Source organism: Achromobacter sp. MUI-25009338 (genome assembly GCF_057359325.1).
Map to the genome: position 1 here is coordinate 2,280,792 of NZ_CM170627.1, position 13,445 is coordinate 2,294,236.

Sequence of the window (13,445 nt, forward strand, 5' to 3'; positions counted from 1 at the left end):
GCCTTTTGCGCCATATGCACAAATGAAAGCCGTCAAATTCGCCGAAAACCTGTCGATCTTCGTCGACGTCGCGCGCGCGCAGAGCTTCTCCGAGGTGGCGCGCCGCCGCGGCATGGTGGCCTCGTCCGTGGCGCGCCAGATCGGGGCGCTGGAGTCCGAACTGCAGGTGCCGCTGTTCCTGCGCTCCACCCGCGCCCTGGCCCTGACCGAGGCCGGCGAAGTGCTCTACGAGCGCGCCGTGAAGATCCTGCACGACATGACGGAGGCCCGTTCCGAGGTCATTTCGCTGGAACAGAGCGTCCAGGGCCAGCTGCGCGTGAGCTGCCTGCCTGCTTTCGCGCGGCGCTACGTGGTGCCCATGCTGCCGCGCCTGGGCCTGCGCCATCCGCAATTGCGCGTGGAACTGGAGCTGACCGAGCGGGTGGTGGACCCGGTGGTCGAGCGCATGGACGTGGTGGTCAGAGTGGGCCAGCAGCCCGACAGCAGCCTGATCGGGCAGCGCATCGGCAGCCACCGCTACCTGATCTGCGCGGCGCCGTCCTATCTGGAGCGGCACGGCGTGCCGCGCACGCTGGCGGACCTGGCGCGCCACCGCCTGATCGACCGGCGCCATAGCACCAGCGTGCGCGGCTGGCGCGAGGTGGGCGGCGGGCTGTGGGCGCAGGACGCCCGCTTCGTGCTCGAATGCGACGATTGCGACGCGCGGCGCCAGGCCGCGCTGGAAGGCCTGGGCATTGCGCTCATGCCGAACTGGTCGGCCGGCCCGGACATCGGCGCCGGCCGCCTGGTGCAGCTGGCGCTGCGGGACGCCGCGCCGGCGCCGGACAGCGGCATTTATCTGTTGCGGGCCATGCCGCGCGCCAACGCCAGGATACGCGCCTTCACCGAAGCGCTGCGCCAGCAGGTGGGTTCGCCGTCGGTGTGGGACGTCGCGATCGATTCGGTGGCGGGGCCCGTGGCCCGCAGCGCCTAGAGAGCGGCGTAAGCCTGTTCCAGCCGGGCCTGTAGCTGTTCGGCGAAATCGGCCTGGGCAGGGTCCAGCGCCGACATCAGCCGCGCCAGCACGACGTTGTCTTCTTCGCCGTTCCAGATCTTGACGTAGGTGCCTTCCTTGTAGCCGTGGCGCTGGCGGAAGATGTTCAGCACGTTCTTGGAAACGTACTGCGTGTAGGCGTCGTTCCAGCTCATTTCGCAGGCCGTCATGGCCTGCTCCAGCACCTTGAAGCTGGCGCGCCCGCACACCGCCAGGCCGCCGATCAGTTCGAGCAGCTCGGGCACGTTCAGCGTGTCCAGCGCGTAGGCCTTGCCGTCCAGCGACACCGAGGCCGGTCCGGCCAGATCGGCCACCAGCGCGTCGGCGGCCTGCCCGGCGCTGCCGCCGGCCGCGACGATGGTGTGCGACAGATAGAAGTGCAGGATGTCCACCAGTTCCATCTGCACCTGGGGCAGGTCGATGGTCTGCTTCTTCCACCATTTCCAGCCGTAGTGCTCCAGCGCCTCGGCCGATTCGACGAAGGCGGCCCGCAGGAAACGGGCGCCGCCGTTGACCCAGTCCGGATTGATCATGCTGTTCAAGTGGTCCTGCAACTTGAGCATCGTGGCCGCCTGGGCCTGGTTCAATCCGACTACGTTATTCACTTTCACTCCGGGTTCGTGGGGTCTGTTGGACAGCGGCGGAAATGTTAGCACCATTGCCGCCGCGTCCCGGCCTCACGCGCTACCGTCCTTGCGGTACGCGGAGGTCTTCAAGGGCGGCAGCTTGGCCAGCGGCGGCCGGCGCGGATTGCGCGCGCCGGCGGCGGCCTTGAACAGCATCACCGCGAAGAAAACCAGGAAGGCCGCGGGCATCAGCTCGTCCAGGTCGAACTGCGGGCTGCGCAGCACCTGGAACACGATGCGCGCCGCCGCCCAGCCGGCCAGCACGCCGCCTATGGTCAGGATGATGCCGGTCTTGCGCTGGCGCGCGCGCCGCGCCAGCGAGTCCGCGGCGGGGTCTTCCTGGCCGGCGGGGGCGGCCGCCGCGGGCTTGCGCGCGGGCGTGGGGAAGGGGTCGGACAACTGGCCGGCGTCGACGCGCTCGGCCTCGACCCTGCCGCGCGCGGCGCCGCCGGCGCGCGTCAGGTTTTCGATATAGCGCACGAAATCGCCGTCTTTCGGCTCGCCATCGATGGCCATGGAGCTCTCCGGTTCAGTTGCCGCGGCGCTGGCGAGCCGGCACGCGGCGTTTGCGCAGCATGGCCACCAGCAGGCCGCCGCCCAGCAGCACCGACAGGCCGGCGCCTATCATCATGGCGATCTGCTGCGCGTTGTCCGCCGTGCCCAGGCTGCGCGCCGTGATGTAGCCCGGCGCCAGCATCAGCGGCAGCCACAGCGCGGCGGAAATGACATTGGCCAGCTGGAAGCGGCCGTGGGCCATGCCCATCACCCCGGCCACCGTGGGAATGGTGGAACGGATCGGGCCCAGGAAGCGGCCGACCAGCACCGAAGCGAAACCGTAGCGGTAGAAAAACAGGCGGGCGCGCGCGACGCCGGAGCGCTGCTGCTTCAGCGGCCAGCGGCGCAGCACGTTCGGCCCGGCCCAGCGGCCCAGCCAGTAAGACAGCGCATCGCCCACGATGGCCCCGGCGATGCCCCAGGCCAGCACGATCCACGGGCTCAGCGTACCCGCGCCGATCAGCCCGCCGGTCAGCAGCATCAGCGCGGTGGCCGGGATGAAGAGGCCCACCAGCACCAGGGACTCGCCCAGCGTCAGCAGGAAAGTGATCGGACCCGCCCATGCCTGGTTGGTCTCGATGAACGCGGCGATCTGGTCGATGTATTGGTCCACGTATAGGCTCACAAAGGCAAACTTGAAAATAAGCTGAATGCAATCGGGTATCTTAACGCCTGCAAGAGCGGACGCGCAGGCCCTAGTCCGTACGGTTGAAGTCTACAGTCAGGGAATTATGGATTCGGTTACGCAAGCGGTGCTGGGCGCCGGAATACAGGGCGCGCTGATGGGACGCTTCCAGGGACGCCGGGCGCTGATCTACGGCGCGGCCCTGGCCACCGTGCCGGACCTGGACGTGCTGATGAGCTACCCCGACCCGGTCTCGCTCATGACCTACCATCGCGGCTTCTCGCATTCGGTCTTCGTCCTGACCGGCCTGGCCGCCTTGCTCGCCTGGCTGATCCGCAAATACTGGCCGCAGGCGCCCTACAGCGGGCGGCGGCTGTTCCTCACCTTGTGGCTGGTGCTGGTCACACACCCCGTGCTGGACGCGTTCACCGTCTACGGCACCCAGCTCTTCTGGCCGCTGGCGCGCATACCCGAAAGCTGGTCCGCCGTCTTCATCATCGACCCCATCTACACCGTGCCGCTGGCAGCCGGCGTGCTGGTGGCGATCGCCTGCGGCATGACCCGCGGCGCGCGCCGCCTGCTGGCCGCCGCCCTGGTGTTCAGCACCGCCTACCTGGGCTTCGGCCTGGCCGGCCGCATGGCCGCCGAGCACCGCGTGCGCGAAGCGATGCAGGCCCGGGGCATCGCCGTCACCGAACTGCGCGCGGTCAACATGCCATTCAACACCCTGGTATGGCGCGTCATCGCCAAGACCGCCGACGGCCACTACTACGAATCCGTCAGCAGCCTGTTCGACCGCGACCCGCCGGAATGGCTGCGCCAGCCGCTGAACCTGGACCTCGGCCAGGCCCTGGCCGGCGTGCCGCTGCACCAGCGGCTGCGCTGGTTCACCGACGACTGGCTGCGCTACGACGCCATCGGCGACGCGCTGGTCGTCACCGACCTGCGCATGGGCGTGGCGGGCCACTACACCTTCCGCTTCAAGATGGCGCAGCGCGCCGCCGACGGCGGCTGGACGCCGGTCACTCCGTCGAGCTGGCCCACCGCGCGCGGCGGCTGGGCCGAATTGAAACTGGTGCTGGCGCGCATCCTGCACGAACAACCGCCGCTGCCGCTGGCGCAGTGGGCGGAGATGGCGGAGAGGTAGGGAAGGGACGCCGCAGCGCAGCGCCGATTTCAAGCCAGCCAGTTTTCTATGACCAGCCCGCGAATGCGCTCGAATTCCCGGGTGTTGCCGGTCACCAGCGTCAGGCCGAGCGCGTGGGCATGCGCGCCGATCAATAAATCATTGGCGCCGATGGTTTCCCCTGCCGCTTCCAACTGGGCGCGAATGCTGCCGTATCTGGCGTCGGCGGGCGCGTCCAGCGGCAGGACCGGTATCGCGTTCAGCAGGCATCCGACCCTGGCACGCAATCTGGCGGAGTTCTTCTTGGCGCAACCGTAGCGCAGTTCGGCCGCGACGACGATGCTGGTGCAGACCCGGCGATGGCCGACCCGCTCGACACGGCGCGCGGCCCGGCCATCGGGCTCGCGCAGCAGGACGCTGATGATATTGGTGTCCAGCAGATAGGCGCTCATCGCGGGTTTTGCCGCCCGATCGGTGTGTCCTCGAGATCGGGGAACTGGTCTTCGGGTCCTAACGGTTCTTCGTTTCTCCATTCGGCCAGCAAGGTCACGATATTTCCCGGGCCGGCTGCGGGAATGCGTGCGGCCTGACCTGGATCATTGCGGGCCAGCCTCGCGTCACGAGACTTGGAAGAAGGGGGCGGGATGGTCATGGTTCGTCCTTTTCGCATGGGCCACAGGGCGGGGCCGCCTTTGTGTCTCTGCAGTCTGCCGGAAACCCCGCCCATTGCACTTCGTATTGACCGCCATCCACCCCGTGTTTTATTCTTGTTCGTCTATTAGGAACTTGAGTTCCATAATTCGGAACTAATATGAGCATTCTCGACGGAGTCCAGCGCGTCTTGTCGCTGTATGCGGACGGCGCGACGGAATTGAGCTTCACCGATGTGGCGGCGCGCCTTGCGTTGCCCAAGAGCACGGCTTCGCGCCTGCTCAACCAGATGCAGCATTACGGCCTGCTGGACCAGGACCCCGCCACGCGCCGCTACCGCGCAGGGGCCTTGCTGGCCCAGGCGGTGCGCGCCGGCATGGCGGCCACGCCGCTCGATGACGCCTGCCGCGCCGTGCTGGCGCGCCTGTCCGACGAAAGCGGGCTGACCGCCTATCTGTCCACCCTGAACCAGCGCGAGACCGTGGTGCTGCAGCGCCTGAACGGCTCGCACCCGGTGCAGGTGCTGTCTTCGCCCGGCTCGCGCCGCGCGGCCTCGGGCACCGCCATGGGCCGGGCGCTGCTGTCGCGCCTGAGCGATGCCGAGTTCCAGGCGCTGTACGGCGCCGACCCCGGCCAGTCGCTGCCCATGGAGGGACGCGATTGTCCCGCCACCGTGGGCGAACTGGCCGGCCTGGTGGCGCAGGTCCGCGCCGACCGCTGCGGCGTCGCCATCGACCAGGCCATGCCCGGTATCGGCGCGGTGGCCGCGGCGCTGCGCGATCCCGCCACCGGCGAGCTGCGCGGCCTGTGCTTGTCCTTCGTGTCTTTCCAGGTCGACGCCGAGCGCGTCGCGCGGTTGCGCCAGACCGTGCTCGAGCAGGTGGGGGCGCTGGGCCGCGAACTGAACGATCCCTATTGGCTCGCCTGAATCTCCAAACTTCCTTACGGAAATCGCTTTCATGAACCTCCTGCTACTCAGCAATTCCAGCAGCGACGCCGGCTATCTGGTGCATGCGCTGCCCGCCATCCGCGAATTGATCGCGGCGCTGCCGCCGGGCGCGCCGGCCGTGTTCGTGCCGTTCGCGGGCGTGACCCGCAACTGGGACGACTACACCGCGCTGGTGGTCTCGGCGCTGGCCGACACCGGCCTGAACATCCAGGGCCTGCACCGCGCCGAAGATCCGGTGGCCGCGCTGGAAGGCGCCGCCGTGATCATCGTGGGCGGCGGCAACACGTTCAATCTGCTGGGCCAGCTGCGCCGCCAGGGCCTGCTGGGCGTGGTGGCGCGCCGGGTCCGCCAGGGCGCGGCCTATCTGGGCTGGAGCGCCGGGTCCAACCTGAGCTGCCCGACCATCTGCACCACCAACGACATGCCCATCACCGACCCGCAGGGCTTCGACGCGCTGGGCCTGCTGCCGTTCCAGATCAATCCGCACTACACCAACGCCCATCCGCCGGGCCATCGCGGCGAGACCCGCGCGCAGCGCCTGGCCGAGTTCTGCACCCTGAACCCGGCGATGCCGGTGCTGGGCCTGCCGGAAGGTTCCGGGCTGCGGGTGAGCGGCGGCGAGATGACCCTGATCGGCCCGCACGAGGCGCCGCTGTTCCTCGGCCAGCAGGAACCGCGCGTATTCCGCCCGGGTCCGGTGGAGGTCCAGGCATGAAGCAAGTCATCGACACGATCGAACTGCTGTCGTCCGCCCACGTCACCGGCGAGTCGGTGGCGCAGCGGCTGCGCGAGGCCGGCGACTGCGAAGTCGAGGTGACCCGGCTCGAGCGCGACGGCGCCGCCACCGAATTCCTTTCCATCGTCATCCCGGGCGCCGACGAGACGGCGCCGCAGCTGGGCATCGTGGGCCGCCTGGGCGGCATCGGCGCGCGCCCGGCCGTCACGGGCCTGGTGTCCGACAGCGACGGCGCGGTGGTCGCGATCGCGGCGGCTTTCAAGCTGATGGCCATGGCCCGCGAGGGCGACGTGCTGCCCGGCACGGTGCGCATCCGCACGCATATCTGCCCGCGCGCCGGCACGCGTCCGCATCATCCGGTGCCGATGATGCGCTCGCCATTCCCGATGCGCGAGATGATGTCGCATGAAGTCGATCCGCGCATGGACGCGATCCTCTCGGTCGACACCACGCGCGGCAACCGTCTCGTCAACAAGCGCGGCGTGGCGCTGACGCCGGTGGCAAAACAGGGCTATCTGCTGCGCATTCCCGAGACGATGCTGGACGTGATGGGCTGGGTCAGCGGCGAACTGCCCGTGACGCTGCCGCTGACCACGCAGGACATCACGCCCTACGAAAACGGCCTGTGGCACGTGAATTCGCTGATGCAGCCCACCATCGTCACCGACGCGCCCGTGGTGGGCGTGGCGCTGACCGCCCAGACCACGGTGCCGGGCTGCGCCACCGGCGTGACCAACGCGGTGGACGCCGACGTCGCCATGCGCTTCTGCATCGAAACCGCCAAGCTCTTCGGCCAGCGCGCCATGAGGTTTTTCGACGAGGCCGAATGGGCCGCGCTGCAATCGCGCTACGGCTCCATGGCGCACCTGCAGACCGTGGGCCGCGAAACCGGAGACGCGGCATGAGCGCGCAACCGCGGCGGCGGGTGGCGTTCTTCACCATCGGGCAGTCGCCGCGCAGCGACGTGGTGCCGGAAATCGCGCCGCTGCTGGGCGCGCACGTGCAGGTCGACGAGTTCGGCGCGCTGGACGGCCTGGACGCGGCGGCGCTGGCCGCGCTGGCGCCCAAGCCGGGCGCCTACCGCTTCGCCACGCGCATGCGCGACGGCTCGCAGATCGAGCTGGACGCGGCCGCCGCCGAGGCCCGGCTGGCCCAGGTCATGAGCCAGGCCGACGCCGCCGGCTACGACGTGCTGGTGCCGCTGTGCACCGGCACGGCCATCGCGCCGATGCGCACGCTGGTGGTGGAGCCGCAGCAGGTCGTGGATCACCTGGTCGCGGCGCTGGCGCAGCACTGCCGCAAGGTGGGCCTGGTGGTGCCGCTGGCCGCGCAGGTCGACGCCTTCCACATGGCCGTGCCGCTGCCTTACGACGTCCAGGTGGCGCACGCCTCGCCTTATGAGGCCGACGCGCAGCAGGCGGCGCGAAATTTCGAGCAGGCCGGCCGCGAGCTGGCCTCCTGTGACCTGATCGTCATGCACTGCATGGGTTACGCCGAGCGCATGCGCGCGGCCGTGGCCCAGGCGTCCGGCCGTCCGGTCCTGCTCTCCAACCGCCTCGTCGCGCAGACGCTGGCGCAAATCCTTGGTCCGGGTGTCTGACACCCAATCTCTACCCGAAGGCCTGGCGCGCCGGGCCTTCGGTGAATCAAATATCGCAGGGAGTTTTTCGTTATGTTCAGCCGTACCCTAAACCGCGCCGTCGGCGCGCTGTTCGCCGTTTCGGCGCTTGCCGCCACGCCGGCGCTGGCCGCCGACGCCTGGAAGCCCGCTAAACCCGTGCGCCTGCTGGTGGGCTTCGCCCCGGGCGGCTCGGCCGATACGCTGGCCCGCCTGCTGGCCGACCCGCTGTCGCAACGCCTGGGCCAGCCTGTCGTGGTCGAAAACCTGGCCGGCGCCGGCGGCAACATCATGGCGTACCGCTTGAGCCAGTCGCCGGCCGACGGCTACGCCATCGGTATCGGCGCCGCCGGCTCCATGGCCATCACCCACGTGCTCAACCCTAAGGGCACCAACTACAAGCCCACTGACTTCACCCCGATCACGCTGGTCGCGGTGCAGCCCAACGTGGTCATCGTGAACAAGGACGTGCCGGCCAACAACCTGGCCGAGCTGAAGGAATACTTCCAGAAGACGCCGACCGCCACCTACGGCACCGCCGGCGTGGGCATCTCCAACCACCTGATCGCCGAGACCATGCTGTACAAGCTGGGCGTGAAAGTGCCGCACGCGCCGTACCGTGGCGCGGCGCCTGTCATCACCGACCTGCTGGGCGGCCATATCGCGATGACGATGGACAACATCTCCACCGCGGCCCCGCTGGCCACGCAAGGCAAGGTCAAGGCCATCGGCGTGGCCTCGCTCAAGCGCGCGCCGCAGCTGCCCAACGTGCCCACGCTGGACGAGCAGGGCCTGAAGGGCTTCGACATGCCGACCTGGCAGGGCGTGTTCGCGCCCGCCGGCCTGCCCGCCGACGTGCTGGCCGCCTACTACGCCGCGCTGCAGGACGTGCTCAAGCAACCCGCCCTGGTCGAGAAAATGGCCGGCCTGGGTTCGGAGCCGGTCACGGGCATGACGCCCGAGCAGTTCGGCCAGTTCCTGGAGAAGGACCGCCAGCAGTGGGCGGACATCGTGAAGGCCGCCAACATCAGCCTCGATTGAACGCAAGGCGCCAGCGCCTGAGCGTCCGCAAGGGCGCCAGGCTTGATCGCGGGTCTGGCGGCGGCTTTTCGCGCAACCTGAATGCCGCCGTCATCGCTGTTCGCCGGACTTGCGGCGCTCGATCTGGGAGCGAGCCCGCTCGGTTGCCTGCTGTAGCCGTTCGGCTAACACTGCGGGTGGTGGAAGGGCGGTCAGGTATTCGGCGACATGGATGCCCGACTTGTCCAGCTCCAATAGTTCGATCTGCTCGCGCTTTTTGCCGGCGCATAGGATGATGCCTAGCGGCGGGGCTTCTCCAGGTTCGCGTTCATGCTTGTCGAGCCAGCGCAAGTAAAGCTCCATCTGCCCCTTGAACGCTGCTTTGAACTCGCCGATTTTCAGTTCCACCGCTACCAGTCGGCGCAGCTTGCGGTTATAAAACAGCAGATCGAGGTGGAAGTCCTCGTCGTCGATCTGGATGCGTTTCTGTCGCGCAAGAAAAGAAAAATCAGCGCCCAGCTCCAGCAGAAAGGACTGCATTTCGCGGATGATCGCCGCTTCCAGTTCGTCCTCCTGCCAACTATCCAGCAGGCCCAGAAAGTCCAGGATATATGGGTCGCGCATCACCAGCGCCGGCGACATCCGGCGGGTATCGCGCAAGGCCGCCAGTTCCTGAGCGATTGTTTCATGCGGCTTTTTTGAAAGCGCAGTGCGCTCGTACAGCATCGAATCCATGCGTTCGCGCAGTGTCCGCACGCTCCAGCGTTCGGCACTGGCCATTTGTGCATAGTAGTCCCGCCTGAGCGGATCCTTCAGCGGCAACAGCGCCACGAAATGCGACCAGCTCAATTGTCGTGACAGCGTCACGACAATTGATTCGTCAGGTTAGGCGGCCGCAAACTGCACCATGCGCCGTAGATTCTTTTCCGCGAAGCCTTGCCCAAAGTCGCGAACGAGGTGCCGGGCCAAGGTTGCCAGTAGTTCCTCACCGTATCCGGCCCGTTGTCCGGCCAGAACCTCCGTATGGATGCGGTGGCCGATACGCCAAAACAGCAAGGTCAGTTCGGCGTTGGCGGTCGAGACGGCGCGCTGCCGTGATGCCTCGATCAGCGTACGGATGTCGCCGATCAGGACTGTCGACGCCGCAGGCGGCTTGTGTCCGATCATGTCATTCCTCCATGTTTTGGGCCGATGATAGGGGGGTATGGAGGTCGGAGGGGCCTGCAGGGCCTGGCCGAGTGACAGATTCATCCCATTTCCGGGGGCGCCGCCACCGCACCACGAATACTCGCCTCGGGGCACTGTCGTCGTACTCTGCCCTTGACTCTGAAGCTGCTTCAGGCTTTGTCATGATGCCTGGCAATACGCCGCGATCGCGGCTCGGAGGCTGATATGGGCATACTGAAACATCTGCTGGGCGGGCGCGCCGGGCATCACGGGTACGGCGGCCATTATGGCTATGACCGTCGCGGCGGCGGGGCCAATGGCGGCGCGCCGCAGGGCGCCGCCGTCGTCTGCAACGGTTGCGGCGCCTCCCAGGCCGCGGGCGGGCGCTATTGTTCGCAATGCGGCGTCTCGCTGGCGCCGCTGGCTTGCTCACAGTGCCGCGCGGCCATCGCTGCCGGAGCGGGTTTCTGCGCGCAGTGCGGCACCGCCGTCGCGCCGTCGAACCAGCCTTGATCCGCGGACACCAATGAGCGATAGCCATCAGCACGGCGACGTGCGCACCTTACCCGAATCCCGCCTCTGGATCGCGCTGGGCCTGACCAGCACCTTCATGCTGGTGGAAATCGTCGGCGGGATCATGACGGGCAGCCTGGCGCTGATTTCCGACGCCATGCACATGATGACCGACGCCATGGCCCTGCTGCTGGCGCTGGTCGCGATCCGCGCGGGCCGCAAGGCGGCGGACCTGATGCGCACCTACGGATACGCCCGCTTCGAGATCCTGGCGGCGGCGGTCAATGCGCTGGTGCTGCTGGGCATCGCGTTCTACATCCTGTACGAGGCCTATCAGCGCCTGTCGGCGCCGTCGGATATCCAGTCCGTGGGGATGCTGGCCGTCGCCGTGGTCGGCCTGATCGTCAACCTGATCGCGATGCGGCTGCTGGCAAGCGCGAAGGACGAAAGCCTGAACGTGAAGGGCGCCTACCTGGAAGTGTGGGCCGACATGCTGGGCTCGATAGGCGTGATCGTCGGCGCCGTGGTGATCTGGTTCACGGGCTGGCGCTGGGTGGATTCGGCGCTGGCGGTGGGCATCGGCTTCATGGTGTTCCCGCGCACCTGGACGCTGTTGCGCGAGTGCGTGAACATCCTGCTCGAAGGCGTGCCGCCGGGCATGAGCCTGCAGGCGGTGCGCGACGCCATCGCCGGCACGGCCGGCGTGGCCGCCATCCATGACATCCACCTGTGGGCGGTGACGCAGAGCAATCCGATGCTGACGGGCCATGTGGTGCTGGAGCCGGGGGCCGACGGCGAAGCGGTGCGCCGCGCCATCGAAGACCGCCTGCAGCAGGACTTCGACCTGCATCATACGACGCTGCAGATGGAGCGTGACGACCGCTCGGCGCAGGAGCACATACACTGAGCGCGGCCGCGGCGCGGGCGCGCAAACAAAAACGCCAGGCCGCGACGCCTGGCGTTTTTTTTTGAGTGCGCAGAGGACTACTTCGGCGGCACCCGCGCCGCGATCTCGGCGATCAGGCGGCGCGCCGCGTCCAGCTTGCCGGCGGCGGGCAGGGGATGCACGCCCTGTTCGTCGAACAGCACCAGTTCGGTGGTGTCGGCGTCCATGACCTTGTGCGCGAGGTTGCCCACCAGCAGGGGGATGCCCTTGCGCGCGCGCTTGGCTTCGGCGTGCTCGGCCAGCTTCTCGGTTTCGGCCGCGAAGCCCACGCACCAGGGGCCGTCGGCCAGCTTGGCGACTTCGGCCAGGATGTCGGGATTGGGTTCGAACTCCATGACGGGGGCGCCGCCGCCCTCGCTGGTCTTTTTCAGTTTCTGGGTGCTGACGTTCTTCACGCGCCAGTCGGCCACGGCGGCCACGGCGATGAAGATGTCGGCGTCGGCCGCGCTGGCCATTACCGCATCGTGCATCTGGCGCGCGGTGGTGACCGACAGCGCGGTGACGCCGCGCGGCACCGGCAGGAAGGTGGCGCCGGTGATCAGCGTGACGCGGGCGCCGGCCTCGCGCGCGGCGCGCGCCAGCGCGTAGCCGGTCTTGCCCGAGGAGCGGTTGCTCAGCACGCGCACCGGGTCCACCGGCTCGGACGTGGGGCCGGCGGTCAGCAGCACGTGGCGGCCGGCCAGCAGCTTGGGCTGGAAGAAGGCGATCAGGTCGGTCAGCAGTTCGTGCGCTTCCAGCATGCGGCCGTCGCCGGTCTCGCCGCAAGCCTGTTCGCCGGCGGCGGGTCCCAGCACGCTGACGCCGTCGGCGCGCAGTTGTGCGACATTGCGCTGCGTGGCCGGGTTGGCCCACATTTCGCGGTTCATGGCGGGCGCGACCAGCAGCGGACAAGCGCGCGCCAGGCACAGCGTGGACAGCAGGTCGTCGGCCATGCCGTGGGCCAGCTTGGCCATGAAATCGGCGCTGGCGGGCGCGATCAGCACGGCGTCGGCGCCGCGTGTCAGGTCGATGTGCGCCATGTTGTTGGGCACGCGCGCGTCCCAGGCGTCCACGAACACCGGGCGGCCCGACAGGGCCTGCATGGTGACGGGCGTGATGAAGTGCGTGGCCGCCTCGGTCATCACCACGTCGACCGTGGCGCCCTGTTCGGTCATGCGCCGCACCAGCTCGGCGATTTTGTAGCAGGCGATGCCCCCGGTCAGGCCGAGGACGATGCGTTTGCGGGCGAGGTCGAGCATGGGGGCGGGGCGGCGGGTTAAGCGCCGCGTAAACGAGGAACGGACAGTGATTTTATTCTGCATTGCGGCATCGCGCCGTTCGCCATCCGTTCAGGGGGGATCAAACGCGGCGAAACTCAGGCTTGCGGCTTGCGCGAGCGCAGCAGTTCGTCCAGCACCAGCAGCACGGCGCCGCAGGTGATGCCGACGTCGGCTAGGTTGAAGGCGGGGAATTGCCAGTTGTTCCAGTAGAACAGCAGGAAGTCCACCACGTGGCCATGCACCACCCGGTCGATGACGTTGCCGATGGCGCCGCCCAGGATCAGCGTGAGCGCCAGGCAGAAGCGCGGCTGGCCGTGGGTGCGGCGCAGGATGATGGTGATGACCACGGCCGCCACGCAGCCCAGCCCGGTGAACAGCCAGCGCTGCCAGCCTTCCTCGGACGCCAGGAAACTGAACGCGGCGCCGCGGTTGTACACCAGGGTGAAGTCGAAGAACGGCAGCAGGTTGACGCGCTGGCCGTACTGGTACGCGGTGTTGAAGTAGATCTTGGTCAGCTGGTCCAGCACGATGATGGCCAGCGCGATGGCCAGCCAGCGCCCCACGCGCGCGGGCGCGGGGCGGGTGCCGGACTGGACGCCGGTGGGGGCGGGCCCGGCCATG

General features: G+C 68.2%; 16 protein-coding genes and 1 pseudogene. 9 read left to right on the forward strand and 8 right to left on the reverse strand.

Annotated elements, in window-relative coordinates:
* Positions 1 to 22: 22 nt before the first annotated feature.
* Positions 23 to 973: a LysR family transcriptional regulator gene (locus tag AC1IQ6_RS10885; RefSeq protein WP_485866309.1), complete on the forward strand. Its 951-nt coding sequence runs from the start codon at positions 23 to 25 to the stop codon at positions 971 to 973.
* On the opposite strand, the gene AC1IQ6_RS10890 is transcribed toward AC1IQ6_RS10885, so the two are convergent.
* The 3 genes from AC1IQ6_RS10890 to AC1IQ6_RS10900 all read right to left on the reverse strand — a co-directional run bounded on the left by AC1IQ6_RS10890 (position 970) and on the right by AC1IQ6_RS10900 (position 2,827).
* Complete coding sequence (locus tag AC1IQ6_RS10890) at positions 970 to 1,620, reverse strand: dUTPase (RefSeq protein ID WP_102772142.1); 651 nt, start codon at positions 1,618 to 1,620, stop codon at positions 970 to 972. The genes AC1IQ6_RS10885 and AC1IQ6_RS10890 overlap by 4 nt on opposite strands.
* Before the next feature lie 90 nt (positions 1,621 to 1,710).
* The gene (locus AC1IQ6_RS10895) at positions 1,711 to 2,175 is read right to left on the reverse strand and encodes a hypothetical protein (protein WP_485866310.1); all 465 of its coding nucleotides are present in this window, start codon (positions 2,173 to 2,175) and stop codon (positions 1,711 to 1,713) included.
* Positions 2,176 to 2,188: 13 nt separating this feature from the next.
* Entirely contained in the window at positions 2,189 to 2,827 is a 639-nt protein-coding gene (locus AC1IQ6_RS10900) for a DedA family protein (RefSeq protein WP_102772140.1), read from the reverse strand.
* Positions 2,828 to 2,945: 118 nt separating this feature from the next.
* On the opposite strand from AC1IQ6_RS10900, the gene AC1IQ6_RS10905 reads away from it, so the two are divergent.
* Positions 2,946 to 3,986 (forward strand): metal-dependent hydrolase, encoded by a 1,041-nt coding sequence (locus AC1IQ6_RS10905; protein WP_485866311.1) that lies wholly within the window; start codon positions 2,946 to 2,948, stop codon positions 3,984 to 3,986.
* 29 nt (positions 3,987 to 4,015) lie between these two features.
* On the opposite strand, the gene AC1IQ6_RS10910 is transcribed toward AC1IQ6_RS10905, so the two are convergent.
* Both AC1IQ6_RS10910 and AC1IQ6_RS10915 read right to left on the reverse strand, forming a co-directional pair.
* A complete protein-coding gene (locus AC1IQ6_RS10910) occupies positions 4,016 to 4,417 on the reverse strand; it encodes a type II toxin-antitoxin system VapC family toxin (protein ID WP_479731532.1) in 402 nt (133 codons plus the stop codon).
* Entirely contained in the window at positions 4,414 to 4,617 is a 204-nt protein-coding gene (locus AC1IQ6_RS10915) for a hypothetical protein (RefSeq protein ID WP_479731533.1), read from the reverse strand. The genes AC1IQ6_RS10910 and AC1IQ6_RS10915 overlap by 4 nt, the downstream gene beginning before the upstream one ends.
* A 159-nt stretch (positions 4,618 to 4,776) precedes the next feature.
* Here AC1IQ6_RS10915 and AC1IQ6_RS10920 point away from each other — a divergent pair, with 159 nt between their 5' ends.
* From AC1IQ6_RS10920 to AC1IQ6_RS10940, 5 genes are all read left to right on the forward strand, one after another.
* Complete coding sequence (locus AC1IQ6_RS10920) at positions 4,777 to 5,544, forward strand: IclR family transcriptional regulator (protein ID WP_111824799.1); 768 nt, start codon at positions 4,777 to 4,779, stop codon at positions 5,542 to 5,544.
* Between the two features lie 31 nt (positions 5,545 to 5,575).
* Positions 5,576 to 6,280, forward strand: coding sequence for a dipeptidase PepE (gene pepE / locus AC1IQ6_RS10925; RefSeq protein ID WP_209165331.1), 705 nt, complete (start codon positions 5,576 to 5,578; stop codon positions 6,278 to 6,280).
* Positions 6,277 to 7,206, forward strand: a complete 930-nt coding sequence (locus AC1IQ6_RS10930) for a DUF1177 domain-containing protein (protein WP_485866312.1) — start codon at positions 6,277 to 6,279, stop codon at positions 7,204 to 7,206. The genes pepE and AC1IQ6_RS10930 overlap by 4 nt, the downstream gene beginning before the upstream one ends.
* Positions 7,203 to 7,901, forward strand: a complete 699-nt coding sequence (locus AC1IQ6_RS10935; protein ID WP_485866313.1) for an AroM family protein — start codon at positions 7,203 to 7,205, stop codon at positions 7,899 to 7,901. The genes AC1IQ6_RS10930 and AC1IQ6_RS10935 overlap by 4 nt, the downstream gene beginning before the upstream one ends.
* A 72-nt stretch (positions 7,902 to 7,973) precedes the next feature.
* The gene (locus AC1IQ6_RS10940; protein ID WP_102772133.1) at positions 7,974 to 8,960 is read left to right on the forward strand and encodes a Bug family tripartite tricarboxylate transporter substrate binding protein; all 987 of its coding nucleotides are present in this window, start codon (positions 7,974 to 7,976) and stop codon (positions 8,958 to 8,960) included.
* A 90-nt stretch (positions 8,961 to 9,050) separates the two neighbouring features.
* Here the strand turns inward: AC1IQ6_RS10940 and AC1IQ6_RS10945 are convergent.
* A pseudogene (locus tag AC1IQ6_RS10945) lies at positions 9,051 to 10,106 on the reverse strand (PDDEXK nuclease domain-containing protein).
* Positions 10,107 to 10,331: 225 nt separating this feature from the next.
* Between AC1IQ6_RS10945 and AC1IQ6_RS10950 the strand changes: the two are divergent.
* A complete protein-coding gene (locus AC1IQ6_RS10950; protein WP_485866314.1) occupies positions 10,332 to 10,619 on the forward strand; it encodes a double zinc ribbon domain-containing protein in 288 nt (95 codons plus the stop codon).
* Between the two features lie 13 nt (positions 10,620 to 10,632).
* Positions 10,633 to 11,526, forward strand: coding sequence for a cation diffusion facilitator family transporter (locus AC1IQ6_RS10955; RefSeq protein ID WP_102772131.1), 894 nt, complete (start codon positions 10,633 to 10,635; stop codon positions 11,524 to 11,526).
* 77 nt (positions 11,527 to 11,603) lie between these two features.
* On the opposite strand, the gene coaBC is transcribed toward AC1IQ6_RS10955, so the two are convergent.
* Together coaBC and lspA are read right to left on the reverse strand one after the other, a co-directional pair.
* A complete protein-coding gene (coaBC, locus tag AC1IQ6_RS10960) occupies positions 11,604 to 12,803 on the reverse strand; it encodes a bifunctional phosphopantothenoylcysteine decarboxylase/phosphopantothenate--cysteine ligase CoaBC (RefSeq protein ID WP_102772130.1) in 1,200 nt (399 codons plus the stop codon).
* Positions 12,804 to 12,919: 116 nt separating this feature from the next.
* Positions 12,920 to 13,444 (reverse strand): signal peptidase II, encoded by a 525-nt coding sequence (lspA, locus tag AC1IQ6_RS10965; RefSeq protein ID WP_102772129.1) that lies wholly within the window; start codon positions 13,442 to 13,444, stop codon positions 12,920 to 12,922.
* Position 13,445 lies beyond the last annotated feature (1 nt).

Excerpts from the sequence above, each read along its gene's own strand:
- pepE (WP_209165331.1), top strand. The coding sequence starts at position 5,576 with ATGAACCTCCTGCTACTCAGCAATTCCAGCAGCGACGCCGGCTATCTG.
- AC1IQ6_RS10885 (WP_485866309.1), top strand. The coding sequence starts at position 23 with ATGAAAGCCGTCAAATTCGCCGAAAACCTGTCGATCTTCGTCGACGTC.
- AC1IQ6_RS10920 (WP_111824799.1), top strand. The coding sequence starts at position 4,777 with ATGAGCATTCTCGACGGAGTCCAGCGCGTCTTGTCGCTGTATGCGGAC.
- AC1IQ6_RS10895 (WP_485866310.1), bottom strand. The coding sequence starts at position 2,175 with ATGGCCATCGATGGCGAGCCGAAAGACGGCGATTTCGTGCGCTATATC.
- AC1IQ6_RS10930 (WP_485866312.1), top strand. The coding sequence starts at position 6,277 with ATGAAGCAAGTCATCGACACGATCGAACTGCTGTCGTCCGCCCACGTC.
- AC1IQ6_RS10955 (WP_102772131.1), top strand. The coding sequence starts at position 10,633 with ATGAGCGATAGCCATCAGCACGGCGACGTGCGCACCTTACCCGAATCC.
- AC1IQ6_RS10915 (WP_479731533.1), bottom strand. The coding sequence starts at position 4,617 with ATGACCATCCCGCCCCCTTCTTCCAAGTCTCGTGACGCGAGGCTGGCC.
- AC1IQ6_RS10910 (WP_479731532.1), bottom strand. The coding sequence starts at position 4,417 with ATGAGCGCCTATCTGCTGGACACCAATATCATCAGCGTCCTGCTGCGC.
- AC1IQ6_RS10950 (WP_485866314.1), top strand. The coding sequence starts at position 10,332 with ATGGGCATACTGAAACATCTGCTGGGCGGGCGCGCCGGGCATCACGGG.
- AC1IQ6_RS10940 (WP_102772133.1), top strand. The coding sequence starts at position 7,974 with ATGTTCAGCCGTACCCTAAACCGCGCCGTCGGCGCGCTGTTCGCCGTT.
- coaBC (WP_102772130.1), bottom strand. The coding sequence starts at position 12,803 with ATGCTCGACCTCGCCCGCAAACGCATCGTCCTCGGCCTGACCGGGGGC.
- AC1IQ6_RS10905 (WP_485866311.1), top strand. The coding sequence starts at position 2,946 with ATGGATTCGGTTACGCAAGCGGTGCTGGGCGCCGGAATACAGGGCGCG.
- AC1IQ6_RS10935 (WP_485866313.1), top strand. The coding sequence starts at position 7,203 with ATGAGCGCGCAACCGCGGCGGCGGGTGGCGTTCTTCACCATCGGGCAG.
- lspA (WP_102772129.1), bottom strand. The coding sequence starts at position 13,444 with ATGGCCGGGCCCGCCCCCACCGGCGTCCAGTCCGGCACCCGCCCCGCG.